This is a genomic window from Cupriavidus sp. GW823-FHT07B10 (assembly GCF_058794355.1).
In genome coordinates this window covers 654,646-670,460 of the sequence record NZ_JBXAGS010000001.1, presented here as the reverse complement: position 1 = coordinate 670,460, position 15,815 = coordinate 654,646, and the positions used below count along the sequence as shown (strand labels likewise).

Below are 15,815 nucleotides of genomic sequence, written 5' to 3'. Positions count from 1 at the left end.
TTCAGGACTGCGGCGACTGAGGTTCGTCGTCGCCGGCCCTGGGCTTGGGCGCCTTGGCAAGCGACTGCAGCAGCGCGGGATCCTGCAGCAACTGGTTGATCAGCGATTCGGCGCCGGACTTGCCATCCATGTAGGTCTGCAGGTTGGCGAGCTGGGTGCGGGCTTCGAGCAATTGCCTGAGCGCATCGACCTTGCCGGCTACCGCCGCGGGCGAGAAATCCTCGATGCTCTCGAATGTCATGTCGACCATGAGCTGGCCGTCGCCGGACAGCGTGTTGGGCACCGCAAACGCCACGCGCGGCTTCATGGCCTTCATGCGCTCGTCGAAGTTGTCGATATTGATCTCAAGAAACTTGCGATCGGCAACCGCCGGCAGCGGCTCGGCCGGCCTGCCCGACAGGTCGGCCAGCACGCCCATCACGAAGGGCAGCTCGATACGCTTCTCCGAGCCATAGACTTCGACGTCGTACTCGATCTGCACGCGCGGCGCGCGGTTGCGCGCGATGAATTTCTGCGAACTGTTCACAACAGACATGGATCTCCCCTGCGGGTTACATGGACATGCCGGTCGGCGTCAAGCCGAGCCGGCCTCGGGACACTCCGGCACAACGGCATCGTGGCCAGCGCGGTATTCGGTGTGGTAGGCGAGCCCGGCAGGCGCGCTGTCGGCGACGCGGATCGCGATCATGGCGAGCTCGCGCTTCTCGGACAGGGCCAACAGCCACAGGCGCGCCAGTTGCGGCTGGATGACCTGCTCAATGAAGCCGATCAGCTGCCGGGCGTCGGTCTCGCCGACCGGACAGCGCGCCACGATGAACTCGACCACCGGGTCGTCGTAAGTCAGCACAATGCCGTGCTGATGCTGCATGCGCACCGCCACGCGATCGAGATGCAGGCGCACGATGCGGCCCAGGTTTTCAGCCGCCAGCGGCAGATATGGCACGACTACCAGCCGCCCGAGGAACGCCGCCGGGAATACCTTGCGCAGCTCGGGCATCAGCGCGTCGCGCAGTGCAGCGGGCTCCGGCATCAGCGCCGGGTCTTCACAGAGATTCGCCAGCAGATCGGAGCCGGCATTGCTGGTGAGCAGCAGGATGGTGTTCCTGAAGTCGATATGGCGCCCCTCGCCATCCTCCATGTAGCCCTTGTCGAAGACCTGGTAGAAGACTTCGTGGATATCGGCATGGGCCTTCTCGACCTCGTCGAGCAACACCACGCTGTAGGGCCGGCGGCGCACCGCTTCGGTCAGTACGCCCCCTTCGCCGTAGCCGACATAACCCGGCGGCGCGCCCTTGAGCGTCGAGACGGTATGCGGCTCCTGGAATTCCGAGAGGTTGATGGTGATGAGGTTTTGCTCACCGCCGTACAGGGCGTCGGCCAACGCCAGCGCAGTCTCGGTCTTGCCAACGCCCGACGGGCCTGCCAGCAGGAAGACTCCGACCGGCTTGTTGGGGTCAGTCAGTTGTGCACGGGCGGTCGTGACGCGCTCCCCGAGCTGGATCAGCGCATGGCCTTGCCCGATCACGCGTTCGCCAAGTGTCTGCGGCAGCTGCATCACGGTTGCCACCTCGTCCGCGACCATGCGCCCAACCGGGATACCGGTCCAGTCGGCGACGATTGCGGCGACCACGCGTTCATCCACTTCCGTGTACACAAGCGGCGCATCCGCTTGCGCGGCATGAAGATGGCCCTCGAGCTCATCCAGGGTTCGTCGCGCCGGCGCGGCCACAGTCGATTCATCCGACGCGGACTGCACCAGTGCGTATCGGCGGGCGACCAGGTCGGTCGCCAGACCGCGCACCCGGTCCCAGCGCGCCGAGGCCAAAGCCAGGTCGGCTTCGAACTGCTCGCGCCGAGCCCGTGCGAGCGCAATCCGCGCAGCGTCCGGCCGGCCAAAGCCGGCTTCCCGGGCCAATAGTGCGCACTCGGCGTCGGCCGCGGCGAGTTCGTGGCGCAGATGTTCGACTTCTGCCGGGGGCGCATGCAATGACAGGGCTACGCGCGCACAAGCGGTGTCGAGCAGGCTGATCGCCTTGTCGGGCAACTGCCGCGACGGGATAAAGCGATGCGATAGCCTGACGGCGGCGCGCACCCCCTCGTCGCGGATCAGTACCTGGTGATGCGCCTCGAACGTCCGGACCAGACCCCGCACCATGGCAACCGCCCTGGCTTCGTCCGGTTCCATGACCTGCAGGACCTGGAAGCGGCGGGTGAGCGCCGGGTCCTTCTCGATGTGGCGCTTGTATTCGCTCCAGGTGGTGGCGCCGATCGTGCGCAGTGTCCCACGCGCCAGCGCCGGCTTGAGCAGGTTCGCGGCATCGCCGGTGCCGGCCTGGCCACCGGCGCCAACCAGTGTGTGGACCTCATCGACGAACAGGATCACGGGCGTCGGGGATTTGGCAGCTTCCTCAAGCACGCCCTTCAACCGCGCTTCGAACTCGCCTTTCATGCTGGCGCCCGCCAGCAGCGCACCCACGTCGAGGCTCAGCAGCCTGATGTCCTTCAGGCTGGGCGGCACCTCACCCGCGGCAATGGCCTGTGCCAGCCCCTCGATGACGGCGGTCTTGCCGACACCCGCCTCTCCGGTCAGGAGCGGATTGTTCTGACGGCGGCGCAGCAGGATGTCCGTCATGGTGCGGATCTCATGCTCGCGGCCGATCACCGGATCCAGCCGGCCCGCGCGTGCCTCCTCGGTCAGGTCGCGGCAGTACCTGCCCAGGGCGGGCTTGCCGGCACTGGCAGGTGCCGTCGCGCCACTGGCTTCACCCGGTGTGGCCGGCGCCAGGCCACTGCCGTCATAAGCCGCTTCACGGCTCTCAGGCGATTGCGCGATGAGCGCCGGTGCCATTTCCACCAGGTCATCGGGCCGCACCTTCGCGAACTGGCTTGAGATGCCCAGCACCGTACGGCGCAACTCCGGCGTCTTGAGCAGCGCAGCGAGCAGATAAGCGCCGCGCACGTGGTCATCGGAAAAAGCAAGCGTCGCATAGACCCACGCTCGCTCGATCGCCGACTCAAGCTGGAACGAAAAGTCACTGATCGAGGTGGCGCCGGCAGGCAACGCGGCCAGCGCGCGGGTCAGGTCGGCTTCAAGCACGGACAGGTCGGCGCCGGCATGGCGCAGCATCCGCTGCAGGTCGCCATCCGGGGCTTGCAGCAGTTGGTGGAGCCAATGCACAAGCTCCACGTACGGGTTGCCGCGGAGCTTGCAAAAGGCCGTCGCGCTTTCGATCGCCTTGAATAGCGTGAGATTGAGTCGGCCAAATAATGCCTGACGCGAAATATCCATTCGATGCCTTTGCCGTTCGCCCCTTGGATGAGAGGACTACCATTGCACGGAGATTTTGTTATTTGGCTTTTTTAGGATATGACCAAAACAATACGCTAGCAAATGTCTCGTCCGCGACTAGGCCTCTGGCGCATCGGCACCCAAAATCGATATAACCCATTGATTTTATGTACTTTATTCACTCCATCGCGCGGTTATCACGTTTTCTTCTGGCCGACAATGACCCAACACCATGTCCCCATGGAATATTACAAATTTTGACAATCCATCCGAGATATACATCATTTTTATCCAATGTCCATAGGATCACCCTTAAATCTCTATGATCACTTTTTAATTCTGATTTTCCGGATATTAAATAGGAAAATTCCATTCCATTTATAATTTCGTTACGCCAGGATTTGCGATTATCATCAGACGCTTTCGAAAACCAATAACCTCAGGTGGCCGGGCTATGAGCGACTGGCAGAACCGCACTGCGGAAATCCACGCCGTCAACGCCAGACTCGATGGCGACAGCAATGCGCCCTGGCCTTGGGATGCGCTCGGCGGGACGCAGCCAGACGGTGCCGATCCGTTCTCGCTGGTGAAGCCAGCCGGTGGTGCGGGGACAACGGCGGCGGCTGGCCCTGAGCCGGCCGACGTGCTCGATCAGCTCAAACGCGAGGCCGAGGCGGCGCTACGGGACCCGAACTACGTCAGTGCACATGCCAGCTCCAACGCAGCGTCGACAGCTCCGATCCCGGCGGAGGGCGAACCGAAGCCGCTGCAAACGCTCGCGCGCGAAGCGAACCATGCCGATAGCTTGATGGACATGCTGGACACGGCAGGCCATATTGATTCGCTGATCGGTTCCCGGGAATCCCTGGAAGAGCACGAACTCTTTTCAACCCCGGCTGCGCCGGACGTGCTGTGGCTGTTCGCTGGCGACATTGCGCCCACGCGGCGCCGCGATGTCACGGCCCTGCTTACCCGTCGCGAACACCATCTGGTGTCGATGGGCAGCGCCTACCGTCCCGCGCCGGCGCTGCCGCCTGATCCTGGCCATGACGCTTGAAGCGCACACCCCTCGTCAGGCACCCGGCACGGGGCTGTCATCAATCCTTCGCCGAAGCGGCTCGGTCAAAGGCGCGCTGGCCCGGACGGAGGCGCAGGTCCGCGAGGAACCTGGCTCTTTCGCTTTCCGTTGGCAGCTATTCCAGTGGCTCTGCGTGGTCGGTGACTGGTCCAGGGCCCTCAAGCAATTGCAGGTCGCCACGCAGCTTGCGCCCGGCTTCGCGCAAACCGCGCATGTGTACCGCGACCTGATCCGTGCGGAGGTGTTTCGTGGCGAGGTATTCGCCGGCCAGCGCACCCCCGGCTCGCTGCTGCCGGCCCCGGCGTGGGTGGCAAAGCTCCACACGGCTCTGGCGGAAAACAAGGCCGGCGAATGCTCAGCCGCGGACGCCAGCCGGCACCTGGCCCTGTCGCAGGTGCCAGCCTCAGCCGGCGCGCACGACGGCGTGCGCTTTGCCTGGATTACCGACACAGACACACGGCTGGGACCGACCTGCGAGATCGTGACCGCGGGGCGCTACGCCTGGCTGCCCTTTGCGCAGATGCGCAAGATCGAGTTGGGCAAGGCGTCCGGGTTGCTGGATCTGTTATGGCGCCCGGCCACGGTGACACTCGCCGACGGCGTGGTCAGCCGTGGCTTCCTGCCGGTGCGCTACCCAGGCTCCGAACAAGGCAGCGACGGGATTCGGCTGGCTCGCGAAACCAGCTGGAGTGAAGCGGGCGAGACAGGTGTCATCGGTTTCGGCCAGAAGACCTGGATGACAGACACGGGAGATGTCGCCATGCTGGATGTGACAACGCTCACCCTGGACGCGGAGCATGGCTGAACACCGCCCGCCGCGCCGCCCGAATTCGCAACTGCTGCCGACGTTGCTGGACCGGCTGCGCGACGACGCGCCCCAGCGCCAGACGGAAAGCGCGGACGAATACACCGTCACGCGTGCCCAGATGCGCGAGATCATCCAACGCGACCTCACCTATCTGCTCAACACCACCAATCGCGAGGATGAAATCGATCGCAAGCGCTATCCCGCTGCTGCCGCATCGACCATCAACTACGGCGTGTCCCCGGTCGCCGGCAGTTATCTGGCCGAACACAAGTGGAGCGATATCGTCACCATCGTCAGGCGTGCGATCCTGGACTTCGAACCCCGGCTCATCCCCGGCTCGCTGGAAGTGAAGCCGCTACTGAAAGAAGATGCGCCACAACGCTATAACACCCTGGTGTTCGAGATCAAAGGCCTGATCCATATGAACCCGTATCCGATGGCGTTCACTGCCCAAAGCTCGCTCGACCTGGAAACCAGCCGGATGAGTGTCCAATCGATCCACGCCAGCTGACACCATGGATCCGCAACTGCTCGATTACTACAATCGCGAGCTCGTCTATATGCGCGAGCTGGCCGGGGAATTCGCCAAACAGCACCCGAAGGTCGCGAAACGGCTGGGCATGCAGGGCATCGAGGTGGCCGACCCCTACGTCGAGCGCCTGATCGAGGCGTTCTGCTTCCTGTCAGCGCGTACCGAGATCAAGCTGGACGCAGAGTTCCCACGCTTCACCCAGCGGCTGCTGGAGGTGATCTACCCCAACTATGTGGCGCCGACGCCATCGATTGCGGTCGCGCAGTTCCGACCCAGCCAGAACGAGGGCGATTTTGCGCATGGCGTGGAGGTTCCGCGCGGCACGGAGGTCAACGCGGCGGCGGCGCCTGGAGAGAAGACGGCCTGCCAGTTCAGGACCACGCAGCCGTTGACACTGTGGCCGGTTGAGATCACCGAAGCGCGGCTCACTGGCATTCCGCCCGATGTCAGGGGGCCGGAGCGCTATGTGCCCGCCCATGTGACAGTACAGGGTGCACTGCGGTTGCGCCTGCGCTGTACGCGAGGCGCGACCTTCGACCAGCTGCCCGGCCTGGACCACCTGCCGGTCTATCTGCGCGGCGATGACCTGATCGCCTCACAACTGTTCGAACTGTTGCACAGCGCCGGTGTGGCGACGCTGATCGGACACCCCGGGGCCATGAGCGAGCGCCCCTGCGCAGTGGCGCAGGATGCTGTCAGTTACGTGGGAATGGGACCGGGCGAAGGCGCGCTGCCTTTGCAGTGGAACAGCTTCCACGGGCACAACCTGTTGCATGAGTACTTCGCTTGCCCACAGCGCTTCTATTTCTTCGGCCTCAACAAGCTCGCTCAGGGCCTGAGCCGGATCCGCGGCAAGGAAGCCGAGATCGTCGTGCTGCTGTCAAAGCCGCCCCGGGATCTGACCAGCAAGGTCGACCGCGAACAGTTCGCGCTGTTTTGCACACCGGTGGTCAATCTGTTTCCAAAGCGCACCGATCGCATCGAGGTCACGCCGGGCCGCGCCGAGTTTCACCTGGTCGCCGACCGGCAGCATCCGCTTGACTACGAAATCCACACCGTCAGGCAGCTCTGCGCACAAAGGTCCGAGCACAGCGCAGGCATCGACTTCCAGCCGCTCTTTACCACCCTGAATAGTGATGAAGGCAACCACGGCCGCTACTTTTCCCTGCGGCGCGAGCGTCGGCTGATCTCTGAGCAGGCTCGCAAGTACGGCACACGCACGGCATACGTCGGCACCGAGCTGTTCGTGTCGCTGGTGGACCAGAACGAAGCTCCCTACCCGGACGCCTTGCGCTACCTGTCAGTGGAATCGCTGGTTACAAATCGCGATCTGCCCAATCTGGTACCGCGCAATGGCCGGCACGACCTGACCCCGGCAGCTTCCATCCCCGTGGACGGGATCGGCCTGATCCGCGCGCCGTCGGCACCACGGCCGCCCTATGCGGACGGAGAAATGGCCTGGCGCCTGATACGGCTGCTGGGCTTCAACTACTTGTCGCTGACCGACCTGGAGCATCGCTCAGGCGGCCAGGGCCTGCGTGACATGCTGCGGCTTTTCGTGGCGAACGACGACCTCGCGCACCAGGGGCAAATCCAGAGCCTGATCGGCGCGAACGTGAAGCCAGTCATGCGCCGGCTGCCAGGCAACGGGCCCTTGATCTACGGCCGCGGCATCCAGTGCCAGCTCACGGTGGACGAAGGCGGCTTCTCCGGCATCAGCCCATATCTGTTCGGCGTGGTGCTGGAGCATTTCCTGGCGCGCCACGTCTCGGTCAATGTCTTCACGCAAACCGAACTGCACTCCATGCAACGCGGCCTGGTGCATCGTTGGCCCGTGCGCATGGGCGGCCGCAGCGCCGTGTAGCCATGTTCAAAGGCAACGACGACAATGTGCCGCCCTCGCCGGCGGCGACGGCCGCGCCCGGAAACTATGCCGGCCACGCGCCGTGGAAGCTGAGCTTCCTGGGGCTCCTGCGGCATCTGTCCGCCCGGCACCCTGACTTGCCCCCGATCGGGCAGGCAAGCCGGCCACGCGACGAGCCTTTCCGGGCTGGCCAGCAGGCCGCGCTCACCTTCGCGCCCCGGGAGATCGCGCAGGTGCAGCCGCTGGCCGGCCGGCTCAAGGTGCAATTGTTTGGCTTGGGCATGCTGGGGCCGAACGGGGCGCTGCCGATTCACCTGACGGAAGTTGTACGCGAGCGTAGCGAAGCACACCGGGACAACACCACCGCCGACTTCCTGGATCTTTTCCACCATCGCGCCTTTACGCAGTTCTACCGCGCGTGGGCAAGCGCCCAAGCCACCGCGGGCCTCGATCGGCGCGACGGCGAGGTGTTCTCCCGCTATGTCGGCTGGCTGGCGGGCAATGAAGCCGACGAAATCGCACACAGCACCCTGCCGCCGCACGCCCGGCTCGCTGCGAGTGCGCACCAGGTGCGCGAAGCGCGCAATCCCGACGGCATCGCGGCCACGCTTTCTCACTTCTTTGGTGTGCCCGTCAGGCTTGAAGAGTATGTATTGCACTGGATCGCCGTCGATCCGGCCGAGCGCAGCCGCCTGGGACACCCGGGCGCCCCAGGCGTCATGGGGCAAGGCGCCATGCTTGGCGAAATGGTGCCGGACCGCCAACACAAGTTCCGCCTGGTGATCGGCCCGCTCGGGTTGCAGCAATACTTGAACTTCACGCCGAACGGCAGGGATCTTCCGACGCTCATCGAATGGGTGCGCGCCTTCGTCGGCTTCGAGTTCGTCTGGGAAGCCGAGCTGCAGGTGATCCCGGACTCGGCGCCGCCTGCCATCCTGGGCTCGCAGGAACGCCTGGGCTGGTCCACATGGCTGGGCGAACCGGATCGAAGCCGCGCCATCACCGGCATGGTGTTCGAGCCCGAACACTATGCAACACACTGACCATGAATGCCAAAGCCAAGGCCGTACCGGTGCCAAGACCTGACTTTCCCTTCCCGGAACTGCTGGAACCTGTCGCACCCGACAGGCCATGCGGTGACGACCTGGAGTACGACCCTGAGTTCGTCGTGCTGCTGGCCAAGGCGGCGCCGAAGCCCGACGCGCAGTACGGCAACTTCGTCAGCGAGCCCGAGGCCATCAACTGGGCGGATCTGGAGCGCGACTGCCGGCGCCTGCTGCTGCGCACGCGCGACATCCGCATCCTGGCGCTGCTGCTGCGCTGCCGTACCCGGCTAGGCCAGGCAAGCGGCCTGCGCGACGGACTCGCGGCCATGGCGCGGCTGCTGGCAAAATGGCCCGATGCCATCCATCCGCAGTTATGCGTCGATGGCGAAACCGATCCCGCGATGCGCGCCAATGCGCTCGCCGCGCTGACCGACCCGGAGGGGCTGATGCGGGACGTGCGGGAGTTGACGATCACAGGCAACGCGGCGCTCCGGCTGCAGATCCGGGATGTCGAGCGCTCGCTCGGCGTGCCGCGGCCCGCGGACGCCCTGGCGCCGGAATCGGTGCGGCAGCAAATGCAGGATCTGCGCCAGCAGAACAGCCCCGCCCTCACGGCACTCGACGAGGCCGCAGGCCAGGCAGCGGCCATTGACGGTTGGGCAAAAGCCAACCTCCGGCAGGACAGCCCCGACTTGAGCCCTCTGCTCAAGCTGCTTGGCATGATGACGAGCACTGTCGCGACCGCGCCGGCACCGCCGGTCGCTGCATCCACCGCCGCGCCAGTCGCTTCTCCTTCATGCGGCGATGCTGCCGGCGGTCTTTCCCCTGCCGCAACCGCCGTGCACTCAGGCGCCTGCAAACCGCGGGATCGCGATGCCGCCCTGGCCGCCATCCGCACCGCGCGTCAATGGTTCGAGTTCCACGAACCCAGCAGCCCGGTGGCACTGCTGCTCAGGCAAGCCGAGCGGCTGACCGGCAAGCGCTTCGATGAAGTGTTCCAGGCGATCCCTGCGGATCTGGTGGAGCGCTGGGCGCAGGACACATAGCGGCAACCGGCCTGCAAGCTACTCCAGCATCGCCCGATGCCGCCCCAGCGCCTCGCGCACGATGTCCAGCAGCCCGCTCCCTGCCTCGGCATCCACATGCCCCAGCAAGGCCTTGCGCATGCGCGGCTCCCAAAACCGCTTGATATGCCCTGCAATATCAGAGACGGCCTCTTCCCGATCCGGCATGGCCTCGAAGAAGCTGCCGATCTGGTTGGCCATGGTGATGAGGTTGTCGATCTTCATGCCAGGCTCGCTTCGTGCTGCAGACGTTGGGGATGGGCATAGACCACGTGCGCGCCGGCGCGCACGAAGCCGGCCAGGGTGATGCTGGCTTGTTCGGCAAGCCGCACGGCCAGCGCCGTCGGTGCGGACACTGCGGCGAGCACGCCGGCGCCGATGGCGGCGGTCTTCAGCACCATTTCATAGCTGGCGCGGCTGGTCACCAGCACCGCGCCGCTGGAGATGTCCTCGCCGCTGCTGGCGAGCGCGCCCGCCAGCTTGTCCAGCGCGTTGTGGCGGCCCACGTCTTCACGCACCAGTGATACATGGCCATCGGCACGCAGCCATGCGGCAGCGTGCGTCGCACCCGTGTGTTGCTGCAGTTCCTGCCGCAGTTGCAGTTGCACGAACGCGGCCTGGATCACGTCGGTATGGAAGCTGGCATCGCTGCGCACCGGTGCCGGCAGGCGCATCACCTGTTCCAGCGATTCGGTGCCGCACAGCCCGCAGCCGGTGCGCCCGGCCAGCGAGCGGCGGCGGTCCTTGAGCCGCATGAAGGCTTCCGATGCGATCTCCAGCTGCACGGCGATGCCGTGCTCGCGCGTGTCGATCTCGATGTCATAGACGTCGCTGGCACGGGTAACGATGCCTTCGCTCAGGCTGAAGCCGAGTGCGAAGTCCTCCAGGTCGGCCGGCGTCGCCAGCATCACCGCGTGCGAGATGCCGTTGTACACCAGCGCGACCGGCACTTCCTCGGCCACTTCATCGGGGCTCAGCATCAGCTCGCCGCGGCGCCAGCGGCTGACGGCGAAGGTGCTGTGAGTGGGCGGCTCGGCGTCTCCGGCCGCGGCCGGATGCACCTCCGGTGACTGCATGCAGCGCATCATGGTGCGGCCCTCCGCTCAGCGTACGGCCTGCGCCGGGTCGGCGCTGGCGGCTTCCAGCAGTTGCAGCTGCTGGGCGTTGAACTCCTGGTACTCCCGCTGCCACGCCGACGGCTGCGCCACCGGCAGCACCTGCACCGCGGTCACCTTGTACTCCGGGCAGTTGGTGGCCCAGTCGGAGTTGTCGGTGGTGATCACGTTGGCGCCGGATTCCGGGAAGTGGAAGGTGGTGTAGACCACGCCCGGCTGCATGCGCTCGCTGACGATCGCGCGCAGCACCGTGTCGCCGGCACGGCTCTGCACCCCGACCCAGTCGCCGTCCTTGATGCCGCGCTCCTCGGCATCGTGCGGATGGATCTCGAGCCGGTCCTCGGCATGCCAGTAGACGTTGTCGGTACGGCGCGTCTGCGCGCCGACGTTGTATTGCGACAGGATGCGGCCGGTGGTCAGGATCAGCGGGAAGGCGCGCGTGATCTTCTCGGTGGTGGGCACGTACTTGGTGATGATGAACTTGCCCTTGCCGCGCACGAAGGTGTCGATATGCATGGTCGGCGTGCCTTCCGGCGCGTCGGCGTTGCACGGCCACTGGATGCTGCCGAGCTGGTCCAGGCGCTTGTAGCTGACACCGGCGAAGGTCGGCGTCAGGCGCGCGATCTCGTCCATGATCTCCGACGGATGCTTGTAGTCCATCGGGTAGCCCAGCGCATTGGCCAGCAGGATGGTGGCTTCCCAGTCGGCATAGCGCGCCTTGGGCGGCATCACCTTGCGCACGCGCGAGATGCGGCGCTCGGCGTTGGTGAAGGTGCCGTCCTTTTCCAGGAAGGACGAGCCCGGCAGGAACACGTGCGCGTACTTGGCGGTCTCGTTCAGGAAGATGTCCTGCACCACGATGCATTCCATCGATGACAGCGCCTCGGACACGTGCTGCGTGTTCGGGTCGGACTGGACAATGTCCTCGCCCTGGCAGTAGAGGCCCTTGAAGCTGCCGGCCAGCGCGGCTTCAAACATATTGGGGATGCGCAGGCCCGGCTCGGGGCTGATCTCGACATTCCACGCGGCTTCGAACAGACCGCGCGTGGTCGAGTCCGACACGTGGCGATAGCCCGGCAGCTCATGCGGGAACGAACCGATGTCGCACGAGCCCTGCACATTGTTCTGCCCGCGCAGCGGGTTCACACCCACGCCTTCGCGGCCGATATTGCCGGTGGCCATGGCGAGGTTGGCAATGCCCATCACGGTGGTTGAGCCTTGCGCATGCTCGGTCACGCCCAGGCCGTAGTAGATCGCAGCGTTGCCGCCGGTGGCATACAGGCGTGCGGCACCGCGCAGCTGTTCCGCCGGAATGCCGGTCACGCTTTCCATCGCCTCCGGCGAGTTCTCCGGCAGCGAGACGAAATCGCGCCATTGCTGGAAGGCGCGGTCCTCGCAGCGCTCGGCGATGAAAGCTTCGTTGAGCAGGCCTTCGGTGACGATCACGTGGGCCAGCGAGGTCACCAGCGCCACGTTGGTGCCCGGGCGCAGTTGCAGGTGATAGTCGGCACGGATATGCGGGGAGTCGACCAGGTCGATGCGGCGCGGATCGACCACGATCAGCCTGGCGCCGGCGCGCAGGCGCTTCTTCATGCGCGACGCAAAGACCGGGTGGCCGTCGGTCGGGTTGGCACCGATCACCATGATCACGTCGGCCTTCTCCACCGACTTGAAGGTCTGCGTGCCGGCCGATTCGCCCAGGGTCTGCTTCAGGCCGTAGCCGGTCGGCGAATGGCACACGCGCGCGCAGGTGTCGACGTTGTTGTTGCCGAAGGCTGCGCGCACCAGCTTCTGCACCAGGTAGCCCTCTTCATTGGTGCAGCGCGACGACACGATGCCGCCGATGGAGTCCCTGCCGTGCTCGGCCTGGATACGCTTGAACTGCGACGCGGCATAGTCGATCGCCTCTTCCCACGACACCTCGCGCCACGGATCGGTGATCTTGGCGCGGATCATCGGCTTGAGGATGCGGTCCTTGTGCGTGGCGTAGCCCCAGGCAAAGCGGCCCTTGACGCAGGCGTGGCCTTCATTGGCCTTGCCGTCCTTGTACGGCACCATGCGCACCACTTCATTGCCCTTCATCTCGGCCTTGAACGAACAGCCCACGCCGCAATAGGCACAGGTGGTCACGGTGCTGTGCGAGGGCTGGCCGAACTTGATCACCGAGGTCTCGGTCAGCGTCGCGGTCGGGCACGCCTGCACGCAGGCGCCGCACGAGACGCAGTCCGATTCCATGAACGACTGGCTGGTTCCGGGCGAAACGCGGGAATCGAAGCCGCGGCCGCTGATGGTCAGGGCGAAGGTGCCCTGCGTTTCCTCGCAGGCGCGCACGCAGCGGTTGCAGACGATGCACTTGGAAGGGTCGTAGGTGAAGTAAGGATTGGATTCGTCCTTCTTCATCTGCGTGTGCGTCGCGATCGGCGCAGCTTCCGGGCCGCCGTCGTTGTAGCGCACTTCACGCAGGCCGACCACGCCGGCCATGTCCTGCAGCTCGCAGTTGCCGTTGGTCGGGCAGGTCAGGCAATCGAGCGGGTGGTCGGAGATATACAGCTCCATCACGCCGCGGCGCAGGTCGGCCAGCTTGTCGCTCTGGGTCTTGACCTTCATGCCGGCTTCGACCGGCGTGGTGCACGATGCCGGATAGCCGCGGCGCCCTTCGATCTCGACCAGGCACAGCCGGCACGAGCCGAAGGCTTCGAGGCTGTCGGTGGCGCACAGCTTGGGGACGGCGATCTGCGCTTCCATCGCGGCGCGCATCACCGAGGTGCCGGCGGGCACGGTGACGCTGACGCCATCGACCTCCAGGGTGACCAGTTCGGTGGATGGGCTGGCGGGCGTGCCGAAATCGATCTCGTTGCGGGCGTTCATGGCGGTTTGTCTCCCGTGTCTCTGCTGGACCTGGCTCAGGCGGCCTTGGCTGGGTTGGAGGCGAGGCCGAAGTCCTCGGGGAATTCATTCAGCGCGGACAGCACCGGGTACGGGGTCATGCCGCCCATCGCGCACAGCGAGCCGTTGAGCATGGTGTCGCACAGGTCGCGCACCAGGGCGACGTGCTTGACCGGCTGCTCGCCGGCGATGATGCGGTCCATCACTTCGACGCCGCGGGTCGAGCCGATCCGGCACGGGGTGCACTTGCCGCACGATTCGATCGCGCAGAACTCCATCGCGTAGCGGGCCTGCTTTGCCATGTCGACGGTTTCATCGAACACCACGATGCCGCCGTGGCCGACCACGCCGCCGAACGCGGCATAGGCTTCATAGTCCAGCGGCACGTCGAAGCGCGACTCGGGCAGGTAGGCGCCCAGCGGCCCGCCCACCTGCACCGCGCGGATGGCGCGGCCGCTGCGCGTGCCGCCGCCGTAGTCGACCAGCAGCTCGCGCAGCGTCACGCCGAACGCCTTTTCCACCAGTCCGCCCTGCTTGATGTTGCCGGCAAGCTGGAACGGCAGCGTGCCGCGCGAACGGCCCATGCCGTAGTCGCGGTAGTACTGCGCGCCGCGCGCCAGGATCACCGGCACGGTGGCCAGCGAGATCACGTTGTTGATCACCGTGGGCTTGCCGAACAGCCCCTGCAGCGCCGGCAGCGGCGGCTTGGCGCGCACCACGCCGCGCCGTCCTTCCAGGCTTTCCAGCAGCGCGGTTTCCTCGCCGCAGACATAGGCGCCGGCGCCCTTGCGCACTTCGAGGTGGAAGCGCTTGCCGCTGCCGCGGATGTCGTCGCCGAGCCAGCCGGCGGCGTTGGCGATGCCGATCGCGCTTTCCAGCACGGCAATCGCGTGCGGGTATTCGGAACGGCAGTAGATGTAGCCCTGCTCCGCACCCACCGCAAGCGCGGCAATGGTCATGCCTTCGATCAGCATGAACGGGTCGTCTTCCATCACCATGCGATCGGAGAACGTGCCCGAGTCGCCCTCGTCGGCATTGCAGACGATGTACTTGACTGCGGACTGCGCGCCCAGCACGGTCTTCCACTTGATGCCGGTCGGGAACGCCGCGCCGCCGCGGCCGCGCAGGCCGGAGTCGGTGACCTCCTGCACGATCTCGGCGGGCTGCATCGCCAGCGCGCGCTCCAGGCCGGCAAAGCCCTCATGCGCGCGGTAGTCGTCCAGCGACAGCGGATCGGTGATGCCGACGCGGGCGAAGGTCAGGCGCTCCTGCTGCTTCAGGAAGGGGATCTCTTCGGTGACGCCCTGCGACAGCGCGTGCTCGCCGCCTTGCAGCAAGCCGGCGTCGAACAGCCCCGGCACGTCTGCGGCGCTGACCGGGCCATAGGCCACGCGGCCGGCTCCGGTCTGCACCTCGACCAGCGGCTCCAGCCAGAACATGCCGCGCGAGCCATTGCGCACAATGCGCACGTGCTCGTTGCGCGCCGCGGCTTCACGCGCGATGGCGCGGGCGACGTCGTCGGCGCCCAGTGCCAGCGCGGTGGAATCGCGCGGCACGAAGATGGTGGTGATCGTGATCATGCCTGTGCCTCCGCGGCTTCCGTGGTCTTTTCCGCGGACGATTCGCGCAGCGAGCGCACCAGCGCGTCGAAGCGCCTGGCATCGACATAGCCGTGCAGCTGCTCGCCGACCATCACGGCGGGGCCGCAGGCGCACTGGCCCAGGCAATAAACCGGCTCCAGCGTCACCTGCCCGTCCGCGGTGGTTTCATGAAAGCCACAGCCAAGTGCGCGCTGCGCATGCTCGGCCAGCGCTTCGGCGCCGACCGACTGGCAGGCTTCGGCGCGGCAGACCTGCACCACGTGGCGCCCGGCCGGCTGCTGGCGGAAATGGTGGTAGAAGGTGATCACGCCGTGCACCTCGGCGCGCGACAGGTTCAGCGCGCGGGCAATGACGGGCACGGCGGCGTCGGGGATATAGCCCTGTGTGTCCTGGATCTCATGCAGGATCGGCAGCAAGGCGCCCGGCATGTCCTGGCGCGCGGCCACGATGGCGGCGATGCGCGTGGCGTCGGCGGATGCCGGTGCGTGGGGGGAAATATCTGGCATAGCGTCTCCTGTGAGGCGTTGCGCAG

General features: G+C 65.9%; 13 protein-coding genes. 6 read left to right on the top strand and 7 right to left on the bottom strand.

The genetic code is table 11. The features are described from left to right. Position 1: 1 nt before the first annotated feature. Together tssB and tssH are read right to left on the bottom strand one after the other, a co-directional pair. Entirely contained in the window at positions 2 to 535 is a 534-nt protein-coding gene (gene tssB, locus AC1Q6V_RS03235; protein WP_454750038.1) for a type VI secretion system contractile sheath small subunit, read from the bottom strand. 39 nt (positions 536 to 574) lie between these two features. Next, the gene (gene tssH, locus AC1Q6V_RS03230) at positions 575 to 3,289 is read right to left on the bottom strand and encodes a type VI secretion system ATPase TssH (RefSeq protein WP_454750037.1); all 2,715 of its coding nucleotides are present in this window, start codon (positions 3,287 to 3,289) and stop codon (positions 575 to 577) included. A 454-nt stretch (positions 3,290 to 3,743) separates the two neighbouring features. Here tssH and AC1Q6V_RS03225 point away from each other — a divergent pair, with 454 nt between their 5' ends. Genes AC1Q6V_RS03225 through tssA form a run of 6 tightly spaced genes read left to right on the top strand, consistent with a single transcriptional unit; the run spans position 3,744 to position 9,663 of the window. Next, the gene (locus AC1Q6V_RS03225; protein ID WP_454750036.1) at positions 3,744 to 4,346 is read left to right on the top strand and encodes a TagK domain-containing protein; all 603 of its coding nucleotides are present in this window, start codon (positions 3,744 to 3,746) and stop codon (positions 4,344 to 4,346) included. Further along, positions 4,336 to 5,172, top strand: coding sequence for a type VI secretion system accessory protein TagJ (locus tag AC1Q6V_RS03220; protein WP_454750035.1), 837 nt, complete (start codon positions 4,336 to 4,338; stop codon positions 5,170 to 5,172). The genes AC1Q6V_RS03225 and AC1Q6V_RS03220 overlap by 11 nt, the downstream gene beginning before the upstream one ends. Continuing rightward, entirely contained in the window at positions 5,165 to 5,686 is a 522-nt protein-coding gene (tssE, locus tag AC1Q6V_RS03215; RefSeq protein WP_011614627.1) for a type VI secretion system baseplate subunit TssE, read from the top strand. Before AC1Q6V_RS03220 ends, tssE begins: the two co-directional genes overlap by 8 nt. 4 nt (positions 5,687 to 5,690) lie before the next feature. Continuing rightward, positions 5,691 to 7,571: a type VI secretion system baseplate subunit TssF gene (tssF, locus tag AC1Q6V_RS03210; protein WP_041687169.1), complete on the top strand. Its 1,881-nt coding sequence runs from the start codon at positions 5,691 to 5,693 to the stop codon at positions 7,569 to 7,571. A 2-nt stretch (positions 7,572 to 7,573) separates the two neighbouring features. After that, positions 7,574 to 8,614, top strand: a complete 1,041-nt coding sequence (gene tssG / locus AC1Q6V_RS03205; RefSeq protein ID WP_454750044.1) for a type VI secretion system baseplate subunit TssG — start codon at positions 7,574 to 7,576, stop codon at positions 8,612 to 8,614. A 2-nt stretch (positions 8,615 to 8,616) separates the two neighbouring features. After that, positions 8,617 to 9,663 (top strand): type VI secretion system protein TssA, encoded by a 1,047-nt coding sequence (tssA, locus tag AC1Q6V_RS03200; RefSeq protein WP_454750043.1) that lies wholly within the window; start codon positions 8,617 to 8,619, stop codon positions 9,661 to 9,663. An 18-nt stretch (positions 9,664 to 9,681) separates the two neighbouring features. On the opposite strand, the gene AC1Q6V_RS03195 is transcribed toward tssA, so the two are convergent. The 5 genes from AC1Q6V_RS03195 to AC1Q6V_RS03175 are packed head-to-tail and all read right to left on the bottom strand — an operon-like array spanning position 9,682 to position 15,789. After that, positions 9,682 to 9,906 (bottom strand): formate dehydrogenase subunit delta, encoded by a 225-nt coding sequence (locus AC1Q6V_RS03195; protein WP_010811246.1) that lies wholly within the window; start codon positions 9,904 to 9,906, stop codon positions 9,682 to 9,684. After that, on the bottom strand, positions 9,903 to 10,769 hold the full coding sequence (gene fdhD / locus AC1Q6V_RS03190) for a formate dehydrogenase accessory sulfurtransferase FdhD (protein WP_010811245.1): 867 nt from the start codon (positions 10,767 to 10,769) through the stop codon (positions 9,903 to 9,905). The genes AC1Q6V_RS03195 and fdhD overlap by 4 nt, the downstream gene beginning before the upstream one ends. 15 nt (positions 10,770 to 10,784) lie before the next feature. Then, positions 10,785 to 13,664, bottom strand: coding sequence for a formate dehydrogenase subunit alpha (gene fdhF, locus AC1Q6V_RS03185; protein ID WP_058698342.1), 2,880 nt, complete (start codon positions 13,662 to 13,664; stop codon positions 10,785 to 10,787). A 35-nt stretch (positions 13,665 to 13,699) separates the two neighbouring features. Next, positions 13,700 to 15,262, bottom strand: coding sequence for a formate dehydrogenase beta subunit (locus tag AC1Q6V_RS03180; RefSeq protein WP_011614622.1), 1,563 nt, complete (start codon positions 15,260 to 15,262; stop codon positions 13,700 to 13,702). Beyond that, positions 15,259 to 15,789 (bottom strand): formate dehydrogenase subunit gamma, encoded by a 531-nt coding sequence (locus AC1Q6V_RS03175; protein ID WP_454750034.1) that lies wholly within the window; start codon positions 15,787 to 15,789, stop codon positions 15,259 to 15,261. Before AC1Q6V_RS03175 ends, AC1Q6V_RS03180 begins: the two co-directional genes overlap by 4 nt. Between the last annotated feature and the right edge of the window lie 26 nt (positions 15,790 to 15,815).

Excerpts from the sequence above, each read along its gene's own strand:
- tssF (WP_041687169.1), top strand. The coding sequence starts at position 5,691 with ATGGATCCGCAACTGCTCGATTACTACAATCGCGAGCTCGTCTATATG.
- fdhF (WP_058698342.1), bottom strand. The coding sequence starts at position 13,664 with ATGAACGCCCGCAACGAGATCGATTTCGGCACGCCCGCCAGCCCATCC.
- tssH (WP_454750037.1), bottom strand. The coding sequence starts at position 3,289 with ATGGATATTTCGCGTCAGGCATTATTTGGCCGACTCAATCTCACGCTA.
- fdhD (WP_010811245.1), bottom strand. The coding sequence starts at position 10,769 with ATGATGCGCTGCATGCAGTCACCGGAGGTGCATCCGGCCGCGGCCGGA.
- AC1Q6V_RS03225 (WP_454750036.1), top strand. The coding sequence starts at position 3,744 with ATGAGCGACTGGCAGAACCGCACTGCGGAAATCCACGCCGTCAACGCC.
- tssB (WP_454750038.1), bottom strand. The coding sequence starts at position 535 with ATGTCTGTTGTGAACAGTTCGCAGAAATTCATCGCGCGCAACCGCGCG.
- tssA (WP_454750043.1), top strand. The coding sequence starts at position 8,617 with ATGAATGCCAAAGCCAAGGCCGTACCGGTGCCAAGACCTGACTTTCCC.
- AC1Q6V_RS03195 (WP_010811246.1), bottom strand. The coding sequence starts at position 9,906 with ATGAAGATCGACAACCTCATCACCATGGCCAACCAGATCGGCAGCTTC.
- AC1Q6V_RS03220 (WP_454750035.1), top strand. The coding sequence starts at position 4,336 with ATGACGCTTGAAGCGCACACCCCTCGTCAGGCACCCGGCACGGGGCTG.
- AC1Q6V_RS03180 (WP_011614622.1), bottom strand. The coding sequence starts at position 15,262 with ATGATCACGATCACCACCATCTTCGTGCCGCGCGATTCCACCGCGCTG.
- tssE (WP_011614627.1), top strand. The coding sequence starts at position 5,165 with ATGGCTGAACACCGCCCGCCGCGCCGCCCGAATTCGCAACTGCTGCCG.
- AC1Q6V_RS03175 (WP_454750034.1), bottom strand. The coding sequence starts at position 15,789 with ATGCCAGATATTTCCCCCCACGCACCGGCATCCGCCGACGCCACGCGC.
- tssG (WP_454750044.1), top strand. The coding sequence starts at position 7,574 with ATGTTCAAAGGCAACGACGACAATGTGCCGCCCTCGCCGGCGGCGACG.